This is a genomic window from Micromonospora sp. C97, assembly GCF_018070385.1.
GTDB classification, from domain to species: Bacteria; Actinomycetota; Actinomycetes; order Mycobacteriales; family Micromonosporaceae; genus Micromonospora; species Micromonospora parva.
In genome coordinates, this window is sequence record NZ_JAGPXU010000011.1 from 142467 (window position 1) to 164491 (window position 22025).

The following is a 22025-nucleotide window of genomic DNA, read 5'->3' on the forward strand; positions in this document are numbered from 1 at the left end:
GGGCAGGGACGCAGGGCGGGGACGCAGGGTCGGGGGCGCGGGGCAGGGGCGGGCAGAGGGTGGTTGGGTCGGCAGCCGGCCTGTGATGTCGTCAACGATTCAGCTCCAAAGGCGCCGGAACGCAGCCTCACCCCACCGGCGCCGGTTGATCGGGCCACTGCCCGCGCGGGCCGGCGCAGCCGGCGGACACCGGCGGGCCGTTAGACGCCGCCGTCCGCCGTCGCTTGCCACCGGCCACCGGCCGCCACCGCCAGACGCCGGCCGCCGCCGTCAGTCGCCGGCCGCCGCCGTCAGTCGCCGGCCGCCGCCGTCAGTCGGCGGCGGGCGCCGTCAGTCGGCGGCGGGCGCCGTCAGTCGGCGGCGGGCGGCACCAGGGCTTGCACCTCGGCGTACGACGGCAGGCCCGACGAGGTGGTGGGCCTGCCGAGGCGGACGGCGTCGGCGGCGTCGAGCGCGGCGCCCAGTGCTGCCCGGAACAGCAGCGAGCCGGTGCTGACCCGGGCCACCCCGGCCCTGCCCAGCTCGGTCAGCCCTGGGCCGCCGGGCTGGTACAGCGCGTTCACGGGAGCGTCGACCCGCTCGGTGAGGACCCGCAGCGTCGCGTCGTCGACGGTGCCCGGCACGAAGATCCCGTCCGCGCCGGCCGCCCGGTAGGCGCGGGCTCGGGCGAGGGCCTGCGGCAGCGGGTCGGCCACCGCAAGCCACCACGTGTCGGTGCGGGCGTTGACGAACAGGTCCGGCACCGCCGCCTTCACCGCCGCGATTTTGTCGGCGACGCACTCGGGGTCGGCAAGCGTGCCGTCCGGGCGGCCGTCCTCCAGGTTGATCCCGACCACGCCGAGCCCGGCCAGGTCCGCCACGTACGCGGCGACCTCCGTCGGGTCGTCACTGAACCCGCCCTCCACGTCCACGCTGAGCAGCACCGGCAACCCGGCCAGGCGGCGGGCCAGGGCGAGGGTCTCTCCCGCGGTGGCCGCCGCGCCGTCGGGACGGCCGGTGGTCGCGGCGACCCCGAGGCTGGTGGTGCCGATGGCCGGGTGGCCTCGCGCGGCGAGCGCCGCCGCCGAGGCGTGGTCCCACGCGTTGGGCAGCAGCAGTGGGCGGCCGGCGCGGTGCAGGGCGTGGAACGCGGCACGACTGTCGATCATCGGACGCTCACCTCCAGATCTGTCGGCACCCGCACTGTCGGGTGCGGCTCGTGACGCACCGGGGTCGGACTACGCCGGCAGCGTTCCCGCAGCACGTCGAGCACCCCGCTGGCCAGCGCCAGGGCGTGCCGGTCGCCGGGGCAACCCCGCTCCCCCGTCCCGAACGTCAACAGTCCGGCACCAGGCCGACCAGGCTGGAACCTCGCGGGGTCGGTGAACGCCCGCGGGTCGCGGTTGGCCGCGTCGAAACGCAGCAGCACCGGACTGCCCGCCGGCAGATCCTGCCCGCCCAGCCGTACCGCGTCGACGGTGACCCGTCGGGTGGCGCGCACCGGCGGGTCGAGGCGCAGCACCTCGGCCAGCAGGTCGGCGGTCAGTGCTGTGGCCGGCGTTTCCGGGGCGGCCGGGGGCAACAGGTGATGGGCGGCGCCGCCGATCAGGCCGGCGGTCGCGTCGCACGCCTGGACCAGCAGGCCGATCAGATTCGCCCGTACCACCGGGGGTCCCGCTGGCGCGAGCGCCAGCAGCGCCGCCACCGCCCGGTCGGCCCGCGCGGTCGACGCCGGGTCCACCCCCGGGTGGTACGCGGCCGCGACGACCGCGACCGCCGTCCCGGCGGCTGCCGGATCCGCGAAACCGAGCCGAGCGGCCAACGCCCGCAGCGGCACCGGCCGGGCCAGTTCCCGGATCACGTCGACCCGGTCGCCGGCCCGGTCGAGAACGGCGACGGTCAGCCGGGCCGCGTCGTGTCGCAGCTCGTCCGGGTCCATCGGGGCCAACGCCGCCACCGCGACCGCCCGACGGTCGGCGTGCTGTCGCGGCGCACTGAACCGGCTGACCGTGGCGCGCAGCCAGGCGAGGGTGCCGAACGGACCGGTGTCGACGGGCGGCACCCGCAACGCCGGGTCGGTGAGCGCGGCCCGCACGTCGGCGTGCCGGGTCACCCACCAGCCGCGCTCCGGTGCGAACGAGGGTGGCCCACACGCCGGGGTCCCCGGGGCGGGCGCGATGACGGGCCAGGTGTCAGTCACCGCCCGACCGTAGGGCGCGAACCTTTCGCCCCGCACCGAACGATCCCGCCCCCGTCAGGCGCGCACAATCGTCAGGCGCGGCCGCTCCTGGGCGGCGGGGCTACCGGCGGGTCGAGGGTGTGGTCGGGGACCGCCAGAGCCGCGGCCAGGCCAGGGCGGCCGGTGGGCGTGAGGCGGACGGCGCGGCCTGCGCCCCGGCTGATCCAACCCAGGTCGGTGAAGCGGCGGCAGAGCGCCGCGCCGAGCGCGCCGGCCAGGTGCGGGCGGCGTTCGGTCCAGTCCAGGCAGTCGCGGACCACCGGGCGGCGGGCGGCGCGCAGCACGTCCACGGGTACGCCCAACCCGCTCACCCAGGCCCAGCCGTCGGGCGTCAGCGCCAGCCCGCTGGACCGGTCGAGCCGGCCCGCGCTGAGCAGCGCGTCGTACATCAACACGCCCAGCCGCCCGGCGAGGTGGTCGTAACAGGTCCGGGCGTACGCCAGGGAGGCGCTGGCGGTCGCCGCGCGCAGCGACCCGGTCGGTGTGGGGGTGGCCGGGGCGTGGCCGGCCAGGTCCTCGATCAGCTGGGCCACCGCCGGCCCGGCCAGTCGCAGGTAGCGGTGCCGACCCTGTCGTTCCTCGACGAGCAGCCCACCGCGGACCAGTCGGGTGAGGTGGTCGCTGGCCGTCGACGGGGCGACGCCGGCGCGCCGGGCCAGCTCACCGGCGGTCCACGCCCGCCCGTCGAGCAGTGCCAGGCACATCCCGGCGCGGGTGCCGTCGGCCAGCAGGGCGGCCAGTTCGGCCATCCCCCGGCCGTCGGTGCCAACGCTCATCGCCTCAGTCTAGAAAGGCAGCCGACGCACCGGTGACCAGCGACCCGGGGGCCGCCGTCAGGTTGACGGAGGCCCCCGGTCCTGGTGGTGCCGAGGATCAGTCCTTCGGCGTCGGGATGAGGTGCGCGCCGAAGCTGACCTGCGACGGGCTCACCTTCGCTGACGTCATCCCACCGGGGGCGGCGAACCGCCGGTCCAGCGCGATGGTGGTGTTGTTCCGGTTGCGGTACACCACCACGAATCCGGTTCCGCCGGAGTTCTGGATCGGCGCGATGCTGGGATCGGTGGCGGCGGTGGCGGCGGTCGGGTCGCTCGGGTTCTCGTACAGGCGCAGCCACTCACCCCAGGTGCCGGAGCCCTGCTCGGTCTCGTACACCCGGTACATCTCGTTGTCGGGCCCGCGGGCGACAACAGCGATCCGGCCCAAGGCCGGGTCGAGGATCGCGGCCGGGGACCCGGCCGCGGTGAACGTGCCCACCGTCTGCCAGGTGCTCGGCCAGGCGCCGCCCAGTTCCTGCTTCTTCGTGATCAGCGAACCGTCGGCCGCACGGGCCACCACGCCGGTGCGGTAGCCCTGGTTGAGGAAGGCGGCCGGCACCCCGGTCACGTTCCCGCCCAGGTCCACCCAAGCGCTGAGGGTGCCGTCGGTGGAGTAGACAGCGGTCTTGATGGTGCCGGTCATGGTGGTGGAGACCAGCCGGACACCGGTGTCGACATTCACCACCGTCACGCCGCCGGTGAGGTCGACGTCGCCGAGGCTCTTCCACGACGCACCCGTCCCGCTCTGGCGGTAGTGCCACAGGCGACCGTCGACGTCCACCGCGAAGATCACGCTGGTGCCGTCGGCGAGGGTGACAGTGGCGGGCCGGCCGACCATGGTGCCGCCGAGGTTCCCGGTCGTCGCCCAGGTCGCCGCGTTCGCCGCCGTCTGGGCACCGGTCCACACGGTGCCGGTGGTGTGCAGGGCGCTGATCTGCACCTGCTTGTTGCCACTCTGCACGTTCAACGCGGGCTGCCCGGTGAACGCCTCCGCACCGAACTGGGGGATGTGCTGCACGCTCGTGAAGTCGTCCGGGTTCTGCTGGTGCACGACCCGCACCTGACCGGTGTTGTCGGTGTGCGCGTACACGATGACCCCGAGCGCGCTGCCGTCGCTCGGCTGCCCCTGCAAGGCCGTCGAGCGGGAGAAGGACTCGGTGGGCAGGAACGGAAGCGGGTCGGCGAACCAGCCCTGCAGGTCGACCACGATGTGCACGGTCCCACTGCTGGCGTTCTTGATCCGTACCTTCCCCTCGGTGCCCAGTTTGGTCACCACGATGCTGGACCGGGCGACGTGCGCGGCGGGGAAATTCGTCGTCGAGACGGTGTTCGCGGTGCTGCCCAGCGGCGTGACGGTGAAGAACCCGTCGACAGTCGGGGCGACCGCATGGACATTGAGGACGGCGGCGGCGATGCCACGGGTCGGCAGGCCGTTGGTGCCGGCGACCGCGACATCGACGGTGCCGTTGGCGGGCACCGGCTGGGCGCCGCTGGGGAAACGGCTGTCGTACAGGGTGACCGCCGGAACCGTGCGCAGGCCGGCGCCGGTGGTGGGGCTGCCGGTCCAGTAGCCCTGGACGGTGATGGCAACATGCACGGCCGAACCGCGGTTCTCCAGCGTCACGGAGCCGGCACCGGGGTTCAGTTTGACGACCATCCCCATCGAGGTGGCGCCCTTGGCGTAGTCGATGCCGGTCTCCGCGGCCGTGCTCGACCCGACGGTCATCCAGCCGTTGCCGGTCGCACCGATCACCACGACGTCCAGCATGACCGCCGTAGCGGAACTGGGCACCAGCCCACCGCCGTAGATGTTGGCGGTACGCGTCCCACGGGTGGGCATCGTGCCGGCGGTGATCCCCTGCCCGGTTCGGGTGTCCACCACCCGGGTGTGGTCCACCGGCACGAAGCCGGAGCCGCTGCCGCCGGTGGCGGTCGTGAAGTAACCCACCACATCCACTCTGATGTGGACGTTGCCGCCCGCGTTGCGCACCGCGAGCTTGCCGTTCGTACCGGGCTTGACCACCGCCGAGTTGGTCATGACCTCGCCGATCGAGGCGTTCATGGCCGACGCCTTCGGTTCCGTCAGGTCCGGGTAGATGGTCAGGAACGTGTTGGCGGTCGGGTAGATCGCCGTCACGTCGACCATCAACGCGCCGACCCCAGTGGTCGGGATACCGGCGATACCGACGGCGTTGAACGTGGTGACCGACTTGGCGCCCCGAACACCAGTCGTGCCGCCGGTGCCGTCCCGGGTGTCCAGAAGGGGCACGCTGTCGATCGGTACGAAGTCACCGCCCCTGCCCGCAGCGTCGGCTTGTGCCGGCAGATCCGGCCTAACCAGAACCGTTCCAGTCGATAGGAGAATAAGCAGCATAGCCATCATGGCCCGCAGCGTTCGTCGCTCGGCTCTTCTCAATGTAAACCCCGTTCTTAATTCACAATTATCCGAACAGTCCCAGCATCCGCATCAACTTCGCCGAAGGATCCCTCCGCCCACCCGGTTGTGTTGATGTTGGGCAAAGAACACCGTCCCGCAGTTCTCAAATTGCGGGAGAAGCCAACGAGACATCACAGCAGGTTCAGTCACCTCGAGCACCGACGAAGCAAGCGAATGAGGCCCCCGCATTGCCCAATAGGAACCAATTCGCGGGCGGGTTAAACCCCTCCCGAGAAATCCGTTCCATACCCAGCGTCCTGAGCAGTCCGATTATCCCCGCCTCCGCCCTCACCGCGAATTGTCCCCTTCTTCCCGCGACGCTTTCTTGCCATTTCCTCGATAGCTCTGCGTGCCTCACGTTGCCGTGCTTCCGGTTCGATCGCTAGCCGAGCCTTACGCCTACGCGCGCGCCACAGCAATCCGCCAGCAGTCAGACCAGCCACAAGCGCCACCGTCAGCACCAACAAAACCGTCTCGCCCATGACCGCCTCGCCCACTAAAAGCTGCTTTTAATCCTTGCCCAAATACCAACAACAATGATCAGGCCAGCACCTATCGGATCTGTCCCCGCTATCTTGACCGCGTCCACCACTCCCTTCACACCACGGGCAACCGACGTCTGGTTCGACTGCTGCGTGCGCAACTCATCGGCGAACGTGATACGCCTATTAGCCACCTCCGGAGCACCCTCGTCAAGCCCGGGCCCAAGATCTCCGACAGGTCCCCGACTCCCCGAACAACCGCACTGCTGCGGCTCGCGGAGATCTCGATTCGGTATCCCTGTCGGCCCCCCATGTACCGCACAGGTGGAGCCGGCGTTGTGAACGAGGACTGGGGTACTGCCAGCTAGCACATGGTAGGTGTGGAGGACATCCACGGTGAGGTTGTAGACCTGGTGATACTCGGTCCACTTCCGAGTGGTAACGACAGACGCTGGCCGGTGATCAGCAGTCTCGAAGATGTAACCGCTCGCCAGATCCGTCGCCTCGACCCAACGGTTCTGATCGGCGATCCAGAATGGGTGCCCGCCCGTGGAGGTCAGTTTCTCCTCGCGGTCACCAAGCCCACCGTCAGTGTCGACGGTGATCTCAACGAGATCCTTGCTGCCCGATCCGACGATAAGTGCGGTAACGGCGTGTTCCTCAGCGCGGCCGGTCGTCGGATCGGTAGCGAGAACCTTGTCGCCGATCTGCACCTGATCGATCCGCTTGGAACTGCCGTCCGCCATCAGCACCCGGGTTTCGCCGGTGAAGCTGTTGCTGGCGCACTTACCGAGCAGACCTCGACCAATGCTGCGGGCCTCGCCCACGCCCGCGTTGAGCGCCTTGCTGCCGGCCGACCGGAGCCCACCGCTCAGCCCACGGATACCCGCGCCCAGCGCCTGGCCACCGATGGAGCCGAGCGCACCACCGAGAGCGCCGGTGAGACCGCCCATGGCGGTGGCGCCGGCAAGATCTGACCCGCGCTTACCGTCCATGTAGCCGGTGACCGCCGAGCCGACCGCCCCGGCGAGTGCCCCGCAGGCCACCGCCCCGACACCGGTCCAGCCGATCGCCGCGCCGCAGCCCAGACCGACGACGGCACCGACGGCGAAGCCGGCGATCTCGGCGGCGTGCTCGTCGACGAACTGGGTCGCCTTGTCCCAGATCTTCTCGGCGCCCTCGACGAGCGGCGTCAACCTCTGTGCGGCTTCCAGCCAGAGGTTCTGGCTGTATTTTTGCGGGTCCTTGATGGCCATTGTGGTGACCGCGACGACGCTCGCCGCCACCTTGAAACCGGTGGACACCACCTTGCCGAGCGCGATGATGGGCTTTGTCAGGGCCTGGATCACCGGCAACTTGGTGAACTTGACCGCGTTCTTGATGGCCGACTTCGCGGCGGCTGTCACCGCGACCTTGGCTTGGTAGATGCGTTGCGCAACGAGTTGCTTCTGCTGTTTTGCCCAGTCGGCAGCGCGGGCGAGCTGCTTGGCTCCAGACTGGATCTGCTTGCCGACGTAGCGGACGGCGTTCATCGTCTTTTCGCCGAGCCACTTCGCGGTGCTGGAGATGACCCGGCCGACTGCCTTGAGGCCGGACACGGCCAGGTTGACGGTGTAAGAGACGAGGCTCCTGGCGCCGTTGTAGATGGAGGCGCCGACGTTGTACGCCGTCTTGACCACATTGGAGGTGACGTTCGCTACCGCGCTCGCGGCACGCTTCACCCAGCGCGGCCAGTGCCCGTCCGGGTCGTCGAAGTCCAGCGGGGCGCCAGCCCCGTAGGTGTAGCGGTTGGCCAGGATCGAGTCGCCGGTGGTGTAGTTGACGCTGTCCCGCGAGGTGAACGTTCCGGTGCCGGGCTGGTACCAGCGGGCGCCCATGTCGACCTGCCCGGTGTCGGGGTCGGTCCAGTCCCCCTGGAAGCCCAACCGGCCGGTGCTGCCGACACTGGTCACCTTCTTGCCGAACGGGTCGTACGCGGTGGAGTCGTTCAGCGTTGACAGTTGGGTGTCGGCCGGGTTGATCGCCGCCACCACGTCACCGTGGGCGTCGGTCAGCGACAGGCGCTTGTCGGCGCCCTGGGCGGTGGCGAGCAGCTCGTCGTTCGGCCCGCGACCGTAGTACTCGACGCCGTCGTGAACCACCTCGTCGCCCAGGCCGGCGTAGATGAAGGAGTTGCCGGTACGGGACGTCAGCCGGTCCAGCCCGTCGTAGCTGTAGGTCTGGCCCTGCGCCGCGGTGAGGCGGTCGAAGGCGTCGAACGAGTACTGCTCGGCCAGACCCGAACTGGTCCGGGTCCGCAGGGTGCCCCGCGGGGTGTACGCGTAGGTGTAGTCGCCGTCGGAGAGCAGCCGGTTGCGTTCGTCGAAGGTGGCGGTCTTGGACCCGGCCCGAATCCGGTTGCCGCTGGCGTCCCAGGCGTACGTGACGGTCCCGGCCGGACTGGTCCAGGAGATCAGCCGGCCGGCCTTGTCGTAGTCGTAGGTGTTGTTGCCGGCGCCGGCGGTGCCGGTGGTGTTCTTGCTGGTGAGGTGGCCGTTCAGGTCGAAGCCGTAGGTGACCGAGGCGACCGTCTGACCACCCCCGTTGCGCAGCACGTCGCTTTCGATCCGGCCGTAGTCGTCGTACCCGAAGGTGCGGACGCGGCCGGCGCCGTAGTCGACGGTCTTGACGTCACCGGCGGCGTCGTAGTCCAGCTTCTGCTGCTGGCCGGTGATCCCGTCGGTGAGGGTGTCGAGGCGACCCTTGAGGTAGCCGAAGGTGGCGGTGCCGGTCAGATCGGTGCGGATGGTCAGCTGGCCGTCGTCGTTGTAGTCGAAGCTCGCCGTGCCGGACGTGCCGGCGGTGGACAGCAGCCCACCCCTGTCGTTCCAGTCGTACGTGTTGCTGCCACCGGGGGCGTTGACGCTGGTCAACCGGCCGCCCTGGTCATAGTCCAGGGTCCGGGTCGCGGTCGGGGTGTCACCCCCGGAACCGGTCTCCACTGTCAGTCGACCGGACGCGTCGTAGGTCCGCGTGCGGCTCACCCCACCCGGGGCGCTGAGCCGCACGGCGTTGCCGTCGGCGTCGTACGCGACGGTCCAGGTCCGGTCCGCGGCGTTCGGGTGACTCGCCGTGGACGGCTCGATCGCCGACTCCGGCAGGCCCAACGTGTTGTAGGTGTAGATGGTGGAGTTGTTGCGGCCGTCGGTGTAGCGGGTCCGGTTGCCGGCGGCGTCGTACCCGAAGGTGGTGGTGATCGGGTCCGCGTCGGTCGGCTCGACCTGCTTGACGAGCTGGTCCGCCGCGTCGTACTCGTAGGTGGTGACGGTGTTGTAGGGGTCCTTCGACGAGGTCATGTTTCCGGCCTCGTCGTAGCCGTAGCTCTGGGTGCGCAGGACCGTGCCGTCGGCCTTGAGGTTCATGGTGCTGGTTTGGTTGCCGAACTGGTCGTACCCGGTCCGGGTGGTGCGACCGAGGCCGTCGGAGACGCGGACCTGGCGGCCGGCGAAGTCGTACCCGAAGATCGTGGCCTCGCCGGTCGGGGCGGTGCTGCGGGTGATCTCACCGGCTGCGTTGAAGGTGTTGACAGTGGTCGCCCCGGTCGGGGACGACGACGAGGTCAGGTTGCCCGCGTCGTCGTAGGCGAGCTTGCTGACCAGGTTGCGGGTGGTCGGCCGCCGCTCCACGACGGTCTGGGTGACCTGCCGGTCGAGGTCGTCGTAGGTCGACTCGACCCGCGCGCCGGTCGGGCCGGTGACCGAGAGGACCTCACCGGTGCGGGTGTAGGTGTAACGGGTGAGCGCCCGGTCGTCGTTGGTCTTCGCCGGCTCGTCCCGGACGGTCAGCCGGTTGAGCTGGTCGTAGGTGTAGCTGGTGGTGCCCGCCGGGTCGGTCTCCTCCAGCACGTTGCCCACGGCGTCGTAGCGGCGCTTGTGTTCCGGGGTGACCGTCTGGGAGACCCCGGGAGCCTGGTAGGTCGGGGCGAGGCTGCGCACCACCCGGCCGAGCTTGTCGTACTCGGAGGTGGAGACCCGTCCCAGCGGGTCCTTGACCGCGACCTGCTCGCCGAAGGTGTTGTAGCCGACCGAGCTGGTCGGGCTGGTGGGGACGGCCGGGTTCCCGTCGCTCTCGGCCAGGACGGTCGGGCCGCTCTGCCCGATCGGGCGGCCGAGTTCGTCGTAGCGGAAGGTGCTGGTGAACTTCGCCTTGTCGGCGCCGGAGACGTTGCCGCGCGGGTCGGTCACCGAAATGCGCAGACCACGCTTGTCGTACGTGTAGCTGGTCACCCGGGTCTCGCTGCCGGCGGTGACCTTCTCGGTGAGCACGTTGCCGGAGTCGTCGTAGGTGTAGTCGACGACCTCGGAGGTGGCCGGCACCAACCAGCTCAGGTTCGACGGGTTACCGGTGCGGACGACCTGCTTGACGTTGCCGTTGAAGTCGTAGGTGAAGGATTCGGTGCGGCGCAGCCCGCTGGGGTCCTGGACGGTCTTCGCCACCTTGCCGGCCCTGTCCGGCGTGTGGTCGGTGATCTGGGTGCCGTTGGCGCCGACCTTGCGGGTGACGTTGCCGGCCCCGTCGTAGGTGTTCTCCTCCACGACGTAGTCCCGCTTGGAGCCGTCCGGGTTACGGAAGTCCTTGAGAGTGATCTTCTCCAGCAGGTCGTCGCGGTAGTACTTGTACTCCAGTCGCCGGCCCATGGCGTCGGTGTCGCTGGCCAACCGCCCGGCGAAGTCGTACGAGTAGGAGTGCAGGACGAGGTAGTCGCCGGTGCCGGTGCCGGGGGTACCGGCCGGGTCGCTGCGCCAGTCCCGCAGCCGGACCTCGGCCACCTTGTTCTGGGCGGTGTACGCCCAGTCGTAGCGGTTGCCGTTGGCGTCGGTCATTGTCGTCTTGTTGCCGAACCGGTCGTAGCCGAAGCTGGTCTCGTTGCCCTCCGGGTCGACGACCCGGACCGGCCGGCCCTCGTCGTCGTACTCGGTGCTGGTGACCCGCTCGGGGTCACCTCCGAGCAGGTCGGAGACGGTGACCTTGGTGGGGTTGCCGTCGGCGTCGTACTCGTTGACGGTTCGGCTCTGGTGCTGTTTGCCGGTGACCGTGTCGGTGGTGACCGGCCCGGTGACGGTGGCGACCCGTGAGTGTCCGTCGTAGGTGAAGGTGGTGGTGACGCCCGCGGGATAGGTGTCGGAGATGACCTTCTCGGTGATCCGTCGGCCGAGCGCGTCGTAGGTGTACTCGGTCACCAGCCCGGAGGGCTCGGTCACCTTGTGCAGGTCACCGTTGGCGTAGTACGCGTAGGCGGTGGGCTTGGTCTGGGCGTTGGTGATGCTCCTGGCCAGCATCCCGGGCGGGATGATGCCGTTGACGCCGACCTCGCCGCCGCTGGTGTAGGCGTGGGTGACCAGGCTGCCGTCCGGGTTGGTCTGGGTGAGCAGCTGTCCGCTGGGGTGGTACGTGAAGGAGGTCAGGAAGTTGTTGTCGGTCGGCCCCGTGGAGCGGCCGTCGCGCTGAGCCACCACCAGGTCGATCCGAGGGTCGAACTGGTCGGTGATGGTGGTCGAGTAGGTGTAGTAGTTCGTGAAGCACTGCGTGGGCGTACGGCAGCTCTTGCGGGTGGCGAGACGGCCCCTGCTGTCGTAGGTCATCTCGACCGTGTCGCCGTTCTCGTTGGTGACCATGCTCTGCTGGCCGTCCTCGTTGTAGGAGAACGAGCGGATGGCCATGCCGTCCAACGGGTGCCGCACGAAGATCGGCCCACCGGCGTCACCGGGGATCACCGTGCAGAAGGCGGGGTCGTTCGGGTCGGGCTGGGTGCAGACCTCGGTGGGCGGCGGGCTCGGCGTCGGGCTGGTCTGCCCGGGCCGGTCCTCCTCCCGCGTCTCCAGTCCCAGCGGGGTGCCGGAGCGCAGCAGACGACCGGCGAGCGCGTCGTACTCGTACAGGTAGGGGCGGTTGGCCGGATCGAGGACCTGGACGCTGCGCCGCAGGTCGGTGTCGCCGCCGTAGACAGTGGGCTGGCCCACCTTCCAGGTACCGCCGTTGTCGTCGGTGTACTCCTTGACCCGGTCGGTGGCCGTGTCGTACTCGACCTCGGTGGCGACCCGGCCACTGGGCAGGGTGACCCGGGTCAGCTGCTGGGCGGCCGGCTTGGCGTACTGGAAGTGCGCCTTGGCGGTGTCCGGCCCGATCGGGTGGGAGTAGACGGCGACCTCGTCGATGGTGCCGGCGAAGTAACGCTGGGCGGTGCCGCCCCAGCCGGGCCACGAACCGGGCGTCGTCGCCGAGGCGAGGCCGACCTGGTTGAAGGTCAACAGCGAGTGCTCGATCGGCTGCCCGGTCTGCGCGGCCGGGGTGGGAACCTTGACCCCGTCGAGGTACATGGTCTGGGTGTTGGCCATCGCGGAGAGCACCACGTGGTGCCACTGGTTGTCGTTGACGACCTTGGTCGAGGTGAACGGCGCGATCGTGCCGTTGGCGAACTGGCCGCGCAGGAGACCGTCGCTGCCGGTGTAGAGCAGCGGGACGCCGCTGGTGGCGGCGGTACCGACGGCCTTGTCCTGGTAGCCGATGAGCGGCCCGCCGGTCTGGGTCAGGCCGATCTTGAACCACAGCTCGACGGAGACGTCGCGGCTCTTCTTGATCAGGCCCTTGGGCAGCTCCAGGTATGCGGAGGTGCCGTTGAAGCCGGCGGCGGTGCCGGTGGTGCCCTCCAGCACGCCGGGCTGGCCCAGCGTGACGTTGTTGCGGTACGTGCCGGCGTCCTTGCCCAGGTTGATCGCCACGTCGCTGGCCGCGCCGGTGCCCTCGGCCTCACCGAGGTGGTAGTACGAGTCGGGTTTGGCGTCGAGAACGGCGGTGCGGTAGTGCGACCCGGCCGCGTAGGTGTAGTTGGTGCAGGCGGATTCCGGGCCGCAGACCTTGGTCAGCAGGTCACCCGTGTAGGTGTAGTTCCAGGTCAGCGCCGCGCCGTTGACCGCGTCGGTGCTGACCGTGGCGATGCGGTTGCCGTTCCAGGTGAAGCGCAGCGACCGGCCGGCGGTGTTGCTCTGGCTGTTGGCGACCTGCGCCTTGGCGAGCTTGCCGGTCATCGGGTCGGGGATCAGATTCACCGAACGTCCGGAGACGTCGGTGATCTTCTGGAGCTTGTTGAGCAGGGAGAACTGGTAGATGCTGCCGGAGCGATCGACCAGCTTCCAGTTGCTGCTGTCCACAGTGAGCTTCGCGACCCGGCCCGGCGGCGGGGCGTACGTGCCGTCGGGGTTCTTGCCGAACCGCACCTCCTGGCCGTCCGGGTAGCGGACCACCACGTTGCCGGTGCCGTCGTTGTCGGGGACCAGCGTCATGTCGTACCGGCTGGACCACCCTGCGCCGAAGACACCTGTCGTGCGGGGGTCGAGGCTGTTGTAGGTGCGGACCAGGTTCAGCTCCGGCCCGACCGTCACCACGGTGGCGTCCACCGCCGAGGTGGCGAAGTTTCCGGTCTGCGCGTCGAACTCGCGACCCTGCTCGGCGTTGGGTGAGGTGGCGATCCGGGACAGCAGGTCCGGTTGCGGCACCGAGCTGAACATCGTCGAGTACGGGGAGGTGACCTCGCTGGCGCTGTCCTTGACGTACGACCGCCACAGGTAGCTCTTGCCCCAGACCATCCGGCCGGCAGGCACCACCCAGGACTGCCTCGCCTGGTAGCCGGAGTTGGTGCAGTTGGTGGCCGCGCCGGCGTCGGTGCGGTCGCAGATCTCGAACTTGAACGACAGGGTGGCGCCGGGTGCGGCGTCGGTGTCCACGGCCCGGGCCCAGAGCAACGGGGTGAGCGTGGGCGCCTGGTAGCCGTTCTCCGGGTACAGCTCCTGCACCACCGGCGGCACGTCGAACACCTGGAGCACGATCCGACCGGGTGGCACCTGGTGGTCGGTGAAGACCGCTCCGCCGGTACGCACCATGGTGAAGTCGAGGAAGTAGGAGCCGGGCTCCAACCGCTTGACTGTCGCGTCGAGGGTGACCTTCGCGCCACGAGCCAGGGTGGTGGGCAGGTTGGCGGCCCGCTGCTGAGTCACCGCGGCGCCGGTCTGCGCGTTGTAGACCCGGTAGGCGAGGTAGTAGTTGGCCGGCGTCCACGCCTCGGCGCCGAGGTTGGTGACTGTCACCTTCACCTTGCCGTCCTGGTTTCGCAGGACGGGCGGCTCCGGGGTGGGCTTCGGGATCGCGTACCCGGCGTTGTACGGGCTGTGCGTGACGTAGAGCGCCGGCGGGTTGGCAGTGCCGGTGCCGGCGAACTTCTTCCACGCCGACGTGTCGGTGGTGGACGCCCGCAGCGAGAGACCGTTGTTGGCCTGCTGGCCGTTGGCCCACCGCTGCACCAGGTTACGGCCACCGGCGCCGAGGTCGAACATCTCCCCGGCCGCCGGACAGGCGGACCTGGACTGGCCGAGAGCGACGTACCCGTGGGCGAACGAGCGGCTGACCAGCGCGCCACCCACCGACGGACCCGGGTACGAGTAGCCGGTGCCGGCCGACCACGACCCGGTGACCGGGTGGACGGTGACCGCGCGTGCCTTGCAGGAGGCCGCGTCGAAGTTGACAGCGGAGAGCGCGGCGCCGTGGATGGTGTGGTTCTGCAGCCGGCTCACGAGGTTGCCGAACTTGAGGTAGGCCGCGGCGTTGAAATCGCCGCCGCAGTTGCCCCCGGGGCACGCCGTGGAGGGGAAGCGCCCGACGAGCAACTCGTTGGTGCCGGAGGTGGAGCTACCCCCGTGCACGGACATGCTGCTGTCGGAGTTGAGCGCGTCCACCGGCGGGCCGACAGTCGGGTCGACCTCGACCGGGTACCGCCGGGCGGGGTCAGCCAGCCAGGCCCGGTCGGGGGTTACCTTCAGCGCGGTGTGCCCACCCGTGGTGATCAGCTCGTAGGCGACCTTGGTCGAGGTGGCGGGACCAGCCGTGCCCGAGCCGGCGTCCACCATGTAACCCGGCGGGATGACCCCGCGCTGGTGCCCGGCCCGGTCGGTCAGGACGATCTGGCCGTCGACCAGTTTCGCGGTGAGGTTGCGCAGGTTCAGCGGGAACACGTACGAGGTGGGCGCCTTGGCCGAGTGCAGGACCAGGGTTTCCTTCACGCCACCGGCTCGCGGCTCCAGGCGCAGGTCGACCTCGGGGCGTACGCCGGGGTAGGTGACGGCGGTGCCGTTCATCCGTCCCGGTGCGTTGGTCGCCTCGGCCAGGCCGAAGCCGAACTCGGTGTCACCGTCGAAGCTCAGCCGGGCCAGTTGACTCGCCGCGCCGTTCCCGGCGAGGTGCAGTCCGACCGAGTCGGCAGTGGTCTGCCACCCGTCGGCGGCGGGCACCAGAGTGTGGTCGATGGCCGCCCAGCTGCCGTCGGGCTTGCGGTAGTTGATCGGGGCGGAGGAGAACTCGGTCGTCTGGGTGCCGTCGGCGTTGTCGAAGACGCGTTGGTCGACAGCGCGCTCGGCCGGTCGTTCCCGGCTGGTTCGCTTGTCGAAGCCGCGGGTGTCGTCGACGGGTGCGGTGGCCACCGACGCCTTGTTACGCCCGGGGGCCGGCTTGTCGGCGAGTTTGTGCGGCGGGTACTGCCCGCGCAGCGACTTCGGAAGGTCGCGGTTGGGTCGTCCGGACGTCACGTGCGCCTTGCCCGCCGCCGAACCCCAGGCCTGGCTTGGCTTCGCGCCGCCACCCCGACCGGTGGAGGCGACACCGTCACGGTCCCGGCTACCGCCCGCCGGCAACGCGGTCACCCCGCTGCCACCCAGGTTGAGCATCAGCACACCGGCGAGGGCCGCGGCCAGGAGGGATCGAGTGGTGCCGGAGCCGAACACCGAGCGGTGCCGGAGGAGCCGACCACGCAGATCGGTCAGCCGACCGCGCGGGTCGGGCAGATGCCGAGTGCTGAAGGACATGGTTGGTCACCCCTGGATCGAGGACGGGCGGAGCGGCAGAGACAGGCACGCACGGACCGCGAGACCGGCGAAGGCCCCACACAGTCGGACGGGTGATCGCCGTACCTCTCTACGGGCACGGCGGCGCGCATCGACCCATCGGTCGACGAGAATTTCAGGAGATAGGAAGAGGCAATCCGGGCGGACCGAATTCACGCCGGAGCGGATCGCCCAACACAATCAATAACGACTCGGCACGGCACAATGCCGCCAGGTCAACGGTCACAGCTTCACACCCCCGTGTGCTGTTACTCATCGATATGCCGCTGTAGGTTGCAGCACCGCCCATCGGCTGTCAAGGCACGGCCACAGAAAGCTCGCTGATCAGCACTGCGACCAGGGATGATTACTTTCCGCTAAGCGGCAGGTCATTTGATGGCTTAAGTCCGTTTGCCGCCCACGCCGTCCGGCTCGTTGGCCGTCCATCATGGACGCCGCCGGACTCCACCATCGAACGACGCTTCCGTCCGCCGGCCACGCCTGACAGGAGATCCACGGTCACTGATGACGAGCCTGTCATGGCGGGTGAATCCACCCGTCAACCAGCCGGCAATCACGGCCACAAAATCCATCACAGTCAATACTGTGCTTTCGGTTGAGGATTACGTGAACGTGTCGTATTTGTCCAGGCAATCCGCAATAGGGACGCCTTCTCGGCGTCGACGCTTGCGTTGACCGGCGCGGCCTCAATCCGCTGGGCAACCGGGGCGGGGCCTTCGACAGCAGCGTCGGTTTGCCTACTGCCCCTACCCTGAAGGAGCCGCGGCGCCACTTCGGCAAGTCGGGGCCCTAGCGCCTGCACCCCCGGGCGGATGGAAGTAACCGCATGATCTGGACGAAGTTCAGCAGCGACCGCAACCCTCGCCGACTCCGCGCCGTGTCCGATCTGCGGTTTCCCGCCAGCGGGCGTCAGCATCTACGAAACCGGCATCCCCAGCTCAGCGACGAAGACATCGCTCTCGTCGAAACCGCGACCCGGCAGTGGTTCCGGATCATCGCCCGCCAGCCGGGCGCGAAGCTGTCGATGCCGTCGGTGGTGGTGGACGATCTGTGGCAGCAGCTGACCCTGCATGCGCAGGACTACGCCACGTTCTGCGACACCGCGTTCGGGCGCCCCCCGCAGCACCGGCCAGGGTCGGCGACAAGCGACGACACGACCGACGACAGTCGCCGTTCCCTTCTGCTCTCCACGCTCAAGCACGGCCGCCGGGACGAGGGGGGCGGCTCGGACAGCCTTCCGCTGTTGTTCCGGGTGGACCAAGAACTGCACATCCACAATGGCAACCGTTACCTCGCGGACTGCGGAGGCCGTGGCGAGTGTTTCCCGGTTTCCGACCGGGTCTGCCTGCAACACCTCGCAGGGCCGGGCAAGCGGCCCAAACCACCCGGCATTCGTGGCGATCTGCCCTTCAACGACGGCCGTCACGGCTACGCCGGCGGTGCGGGCGGCAGCGGTGGCGGCGAGTTCAGCGGAGACGGCGATGGCGGTGGGGGCAGCAACTGAGGCCCGCCCGGACGGTACGGCGCTTGCGTCAGCGGAGCCGGGTCAGCGCTGTCACCGACCGGTCCGTGCCGTCGTAGCTGCGGGCGGCGGCGAAGGCGCCCGTCGGACGCTGTCCACCGGCGACGGCGCGGGCCAGCCGCAGGTCCGCGTTGCGGAACCGCAGGGCCAGGCTCAGGTGCGGCACCCACGCGCCGGGAGCGTGCCACGGACGCTGCCCCTCAGCCTCGGCGAGAACATCCCAGACGGCGGCGTGCAGCGCGGTCAGCGCCGGGTTGGGTTGGACCAGCCAGACCAGTGGGGCGCTGCCGTCGAGAACGACCACCCGGTCGAGGGTCACCGGCACCGGCAGCGTGGCGTCGAACATCTCGGCCAAGCGGTGCTCGACCCCCGGCGGGAACTCGTCGACGGCGGCGAGGGTGAGGTGCGGCCGGTTGGTGGGGTGGACGTTGCGGTCCAGGCTGGGCAGCCCGGCGGCCGCCAGCCGGCCCCAGACCGCCCGGACCGCGACCTCCAGACCGGGTGAGCAGAGCAGTTCCACCGTACGCACGCGCCCACGCTAGCCGCAGTGCCCAGGCCGCCCTCCCCGGATGGGCAGCGGGCCGCCGCGTCACACCGCGTGACGACGAGAACGGTCCCCGTCCGGCACCGGGTTGACCTCACCCGCGATCCGGGCCCGGTGGGTCAGGTCGAAGATGGCGACGACGGTGATGGTGGCCGCGCCCAGCAGGCCGACCGCCAGCGGCGGGAGTCGCGCCGCCACGGGGCTCAGGATCAGGCACGCCGCCACGGCCGCGAGGCAGTGCCTCGTCAGGCGGCCGAACACCCAGATCTCGAAGATCATCCGCCCGACGAGGAAGGTCAGTGGCCCGATCAGGATCGCCACGACGTTGCCGGCCGAGCGCTGCCCGCCGGGCTCCTTGAGCATCAACTCGCCGCCGATGCCGGTGAGCAGGATGCCCGCCACCATCACCAGATGGGTGTAGCTCGCCCGCAGGTTGAGCCGGTACGGGTCGACGGCGGTGTCGATCTTCACGGCGAGGCTGCTCGTGGTGCGGTAGAAGTAGGTCCACCAGAGAAAGACCACCGTCCAGAAGGTGAGCAGGAACGCGGTGGTGTCCGCCAGGTCCCGCGTCGACAGCCGGTAGAAGTTGCCGGTGGCCAGGATCGTCTCGCCGAGGGCCAGGATGATGAACTGCCGGTACCGCTCGTTGAGGTGTTCGCCCGAGAGGTGCCACTCGGTGGCCCGCGCCCGGCCGAGCCCCGGAACCGGCCACCCCAGGACCGGCCCCGAGTAGTCGATCGCCAGCGCGCACGCCCACAGCACGACCCGGGCGTCGTCGCCGTCGGCCGCGGCTCCGGCGAACCAGACCGTCCCGGACAGCAGATACCAGACGATTCCCCGGACCGGCCGACGCCAGGCCGGGGTGCCGCGCAGGTAGAGGGCCATGACCAGGGTACGGCCGAGGTGGATCCCGAGGTACGCGCTGACGAAGACGAAGGCCTGGTCGCCGAAGGCGTCCGGAACGTTGATGGACATCAGCAGACTGCCGAGCATCACGCAGATGATCAGAATCTGCACCGTGGGTCGTTCGCAGTCGAGGCTGTCGGTGGCCAGGTTGGTGTTGTACCAGATCCACCAGAAGGCGAGCAGGAAGATCACGGCCTGCGCGTCGGCGAGCAGGCTGGGCTCCTCGACCAGGGTCGCCGACAGCCGGCCGAGGGTGAAGATGAAGACGAGGTCGAAGAAGAGCTCGACGGCACTGGAACGCACCGGGTCGACCGGACCCGCTGCGACTTTCCTGGGCATTTGCCCATCTTGACAGCCGGCCGATACTCAGAGCCAGCCGTTGTCCCGGGCGGTGCGGACCGCTTCGGCCCGGTCGGCAGCGCCGAGCTTCTGCACGGCGGCGGAGAGGTGGTTGCGCACGGTGCCGGTGGACAGGTGCACCCGGCGGGCGATCACCGCGACCGGGGCGCCGACCTCGGCCAACCGCAGGGTCTCCAGTTCCCGTGGGGTCAGCGGGCACGGGGGCAGGGTCAGCGCGTCGGCGGCCAACGACGGGTCGACGTAGCGACCTCCGGCGTGCACTCGGCGGATCACGTCGGCGAGCGCCCCACCCGGCGCGCCCTTGGGCAGGAACCCTCGGGCGCCAGCGGTCAACGCCTGGCGCAGGTGCCCGGGCCGGCCGTGCCCGGTCAGCACGACCACCGCGCAGTCAGGCCGGACCCGGGTCAGCTCGGCGGCCACCGCGATGCCGTCCAGGCCCGGCATCTCCAGGTCCACCACCGCCACGTCCGGGCGGTGCGCCAGCGCCGCGCTGACGGCTGCCGGGCCGTCGGCGGCGTGTGCCACCACCTCGACGTCCGGTTCCAGGTCGAGCAGCGCGGCGACGGCGACCCGGATCAGCTCCTCGTCGTCGGCGAGCAGGACGCGGATCACGACCGCGCCGGCACTGTGGCTTCGAGGGTGAAGATCGCATCCTCCCGGCGTACCCGCAACTCTCCCCCGGCGGCGGCGAGTCGGTCGGCCAGCCCCCGCAGGCCGTGGCTGTGCGCGTCCGGGCCGCTGTCGTCGGCACCGTCGTTGGCCACTGTCATCCTGGCCACGTCATCCTCCCAGTCGATGCGGATCCGGCACCAGTCGGCCCGACTGTGCCGCAGCACGTTGGTGCTCGCCTCGCGCAGCACCGCCGCCAACTCGACGGCGGCCGGTTGCGGCAGGTCCGTCGGTGGCGGCACCACCGTGCACCGCACCCCGCAGGAGCGCAGCACCCCCACCACCGCGGCGAGCTGCTCGTCGAGGTCGACGGCCCGGTAGCCGTGCACTGTCTCGCGCACCTCGCTCAGCGCGGAGGCGGCCAACCGTTGCACCTCGGCGGCCTCCCGCCCGGCCCGTTGCGGGTCGACCGGGGCGAGCCGGGCGGCGAGTTCGGCCTTCAACGCGATCACCGTGAGCCGGTGCCCCAGCACGTCGTGCACGTCGCGGGCGAAGCGCAACCGCTCCTCGGCCGCGGCCAGCCGAGCCTGCGCGGCCTGGCCCTGCCGGGCCTCCACGAGCAGGTCCCAGAACCAGACCTGGAACCCGTTGACGGCGGCGACGGCCACGCCGATCCCACCGGTCACGCCGAGGTGGCGCGGGACGGAACCACCCGTGCACCAGGCCACCGCGACCGTCACCGCCAGCACACCGGCCGCCACCGCCAGGGCGGCCCGCCACCGCACCAGCAGCGGCGTCATGCCGATCAGCGCCGCACCGAGCCAGGCCCAGGTCGGCCAGCTGCCGGCCGCCACCGGACCCACCAACGGAACGGTCAGTACCGCCACCCCGACCAGGCTCAGCTCGGCCCGACGCCGCCAGCGCCGGTCGAGCCACGGCGTCACCGCCGCGTACAGCACGACGGTCTGGGCGACAACGAAGGCGAGAATGCCGGCCGCGCCGAACGCCACCCGGCCCGGGTCGGGCTCGCGGGTCAGGCCGACCGCCGGTAGCAGGACGCTCGCCCAGACGCCGGTGGCCAACGACACCAACGTCGCCTGCCGGGCGCGGCGCAGCCGGCGGTCCGCCCGGGGAGTTACCGCCACGCTCGACACGCACCGATCCTAGGACCGCCGCGCGCCTGCTCCACCCCGGCGAACCGTCACTGTCGAACCGTGGAATCCGCACGGTTTTCCCGTGACGAACGGGTCTGCCGCCCACCCCGGTGACACCGGCAGGGTCGAGGCATGGAAAACACCAGGATGTACGCGGACAGCGTCACCGCCGTACCGTCACCAGCGCCGCTGCCCACCGACGACCCGACGCCCCCGGGCCCGACGCCGACCAGCGCGGCAGCGGCCCACAGCCGGCGGCGACTGCTGTGGCACCTGGGCGAGATGGCGCTGGCCATGGTCGCCGGGATGCTGCTGCTCGCGCCGTTGTGGGAGCTGGCCGGCACCGCTCTGGGCGTCGGCGGCACGTTGGCCCGGCCGGAGGTCGCCGCATTGGTGATGGCCACGAACATGACAGTCGGGATGACGGTGGTGATGCGTTACCGGGCGCACCGCTGGCTGGCGGTCGGCGAGATGGCAGCCGCGATGTACGTCCCGTTCCTGCTGCTGCTCGTGCCGTTCCGGGCGGGCCTGATCGGTGCCGACGCCATGGTCCTCGGCGGTCACCTGCTGATGATCCCGGCGATGGTGCTGGTGGCGGTCCGGCACCGACACGAGACGTCGGCGCCGGTCCGCCGGCACCCGGCCGTGGTGGCGCTCGCCCACCGCTGGCCGACCGGGTTGGCGCTGCTGATGACAGTTGACATGTGGGTCGACCCGAGCGTGCTCAGCCCGTGGACGATGCTGGTGCTGCCCGGCGGCTACCTGCTGATCGGGGCGGTCCGTGGCACGCTCGGCGGGCCGGGGGTGCTCGCCACCCAACTCGCCGGTCTGGCCGGCTGGGTCGCTGTGACACTGGCCGCGGTCGTGGTCGGCGGGCGGACCGCCGCCTGGTTGGTGGCGTTCGGCTGGTTGGCGCACGCCGGTTGGGACCTGGCGCACCACCGCCGCGCCCGGGTCGTGCCGCGCGGCTACACCGAGTTCTGCATGGTGCTCGACGTGGCCCTCGCCGCGGTGATGGTGCTGGCCATCCTGACCACGGACGGCTGACCGAG

At 70.3% G+C, this 22025-nt stretch carries 11 protein-coding genes; 2 read left to right on the top strand and 9 right to left on the bottom strand.

Annotation, left to right across the window (positions count from 1 at the left end):
• Nucleotides 1-350: 350 nt before the first annotated feature.
• The 5 genes from KBX26_RS17285 to KBX26_RS17305 all read right to left on the bottom strand — a co-directional run bounded on the left by KBX26_RS17285 (nt 351) and on the right by KBX26_RS17305 (nt 15839).
• Nucleotides 351-1148, bottom strand: a complete 798-nt coding sequence (locus KBX26_RS17285) for an isocitrate lyase/phosphoenolpyruvate mutase family protein (RefSeq protein WP_210865872.1) — start codon at nt 1146-1148, stop codon at nt 351-353.
• Nucleotides 1145-2179: a cytochrome P450 gene (locus KBX26_RS17290; protein WP_307857836.1), complete on the bottom strand. Its 1035-nt coding sequence runs from the start codon at nt 2177-2179 to the stop codon at nt 1145-1147. Before KBX26_RS17290 ends, KBX26_RS17285 begins: the two co-directional genes overlap by 4 nt.
• Nucleotides 2180-2250: 71 nt before the next feature.
• Nucleotides 2251-2994 (bottom strand): helix-turn-helix transcriptional regulator, encoded by a 744-nt coding sequence (locus KBX26_RS17295; RefSeq protein ID WP_030337865.1) that lies wholly within the window; start codon nt 2992-2994, stop codon nt 2251-2253.
• 97 nt (nt 2995-3091) lie between these two features.
• Nucleotides 3092-5302 carry a hypothetical protein gene (locus KBX26_RS17300; protein ID WP_210865874.1) on the bottom strand — a complete coding sequence of 737 codons (2211 nt, stop codon included), beginning with the start codon at nt 5300-5302 and terminating at the stop codon, nt 3092-3094.
• Between the two features lie 664 nt (nt 5303-5966).
• Nucleotides 5967-15839 carry a polymorphic toxin-type HINT domain-containing protein gene (locus tag KBX26_RS17305; protein ID WP_210865875.1) on the bottom strand — a complete coding sequence of 3291 codons (9873 nt, stop codon included), beginning with the start codon at nt 15837-15839 and terminating at the stop codon, nt 5967-5969.
• An 865-nt stretch (nt 15840-16704) separates the two neighbouring features.
• Between KBX26_RS17305 and KBX26_RS17310 the strand changes: the two genes are divergently transcribed.
• Nucleotides 16705-17382, top strand: coding sequence for a hypothetical protein (locus KBX26_RS17310; protein ID WP_051708886.1), 678 nt, complete (start codon nt 16705-16707; stop codon nt 17380-17382).
• A 28-nt stretch (nt 17383-17410) separates the two neighbouring features.
• Here KBX26_RS17310 and KBX26_RS17315 read toward each other — a convergent pair whose 3' ends face one another.
• The 4 genes from KBX26_RS17315 to KBX26_RS17330 are packed head-to-tail and all read right to left on the bottom strand — an operon-like array spanning nt 17411 to nt 20973.
• The gene (locus KBX26_RS17315) at nt 17411-17929 is read right to left on the bottom strand and encodes a 2'-5' RNA ligase family protein (protein ID WP_030337870.1); all 519 of its coding nucleotides are present in this window, start codon (nt 17927-17929) and stop codon (nt 17411-17413) included.
• Between the two features lie 60 nt (nt 17930-17989).
• Complete coding sequence (locus KBX26_RS17320) at nt 17990-19189, bottom strand: low temperature requirement protein A (RefSeq protein WP_081884184.1); 1200 nt, start codon at nt 19187-19189, stop codon at nt 17990-17992.
• 27 nt (nt 19190-19216) lie between these two features.
• The gene (locus tag KBX26_RS17325) at nt 19217-19822 is read right to left on the bottom strand and encodes a DNA-binding response regulator (RefSeq protein WP_030337872.1); all 606 of its coding nucleotides are present in this window, start codon (nt 19820-19822) and stop codon (nt 19217-19219) included.
• On the bottom strand, nt 19819-20973 hold the full coding sequence (locus KBX26_RS17330) for a sensor histidine kinase (RefSeq protein ID WP_210865876.1): 1155 nt from the start codon (nt 20971-20973) through the stop codon (nt 19819-19821). The genes KBX26_RS17325 and KBX26_RS17330 overlap by 4 nt, the downstream gene beginning before the upstream one ends.
• A gap of 132 nt (nt 20974-21105) precedes the next feature.
• Between KBX26_RS17330 and KBX26_RS17335 the strand changes: the two genes are divergently transcribed.
• Nucleotides 21106-22020: a hypothetical protein gene (locus KBX26_RS17335; RefSeq protein WP_210865877.1), complete on the top strand. Its 915-nt coding sequence runs from the start codon at nt 21106-21108 to the stop codon at nt 22018-22020.
• Nucleotides 22021-22025 lie beyond the last annotated feature (5 nt).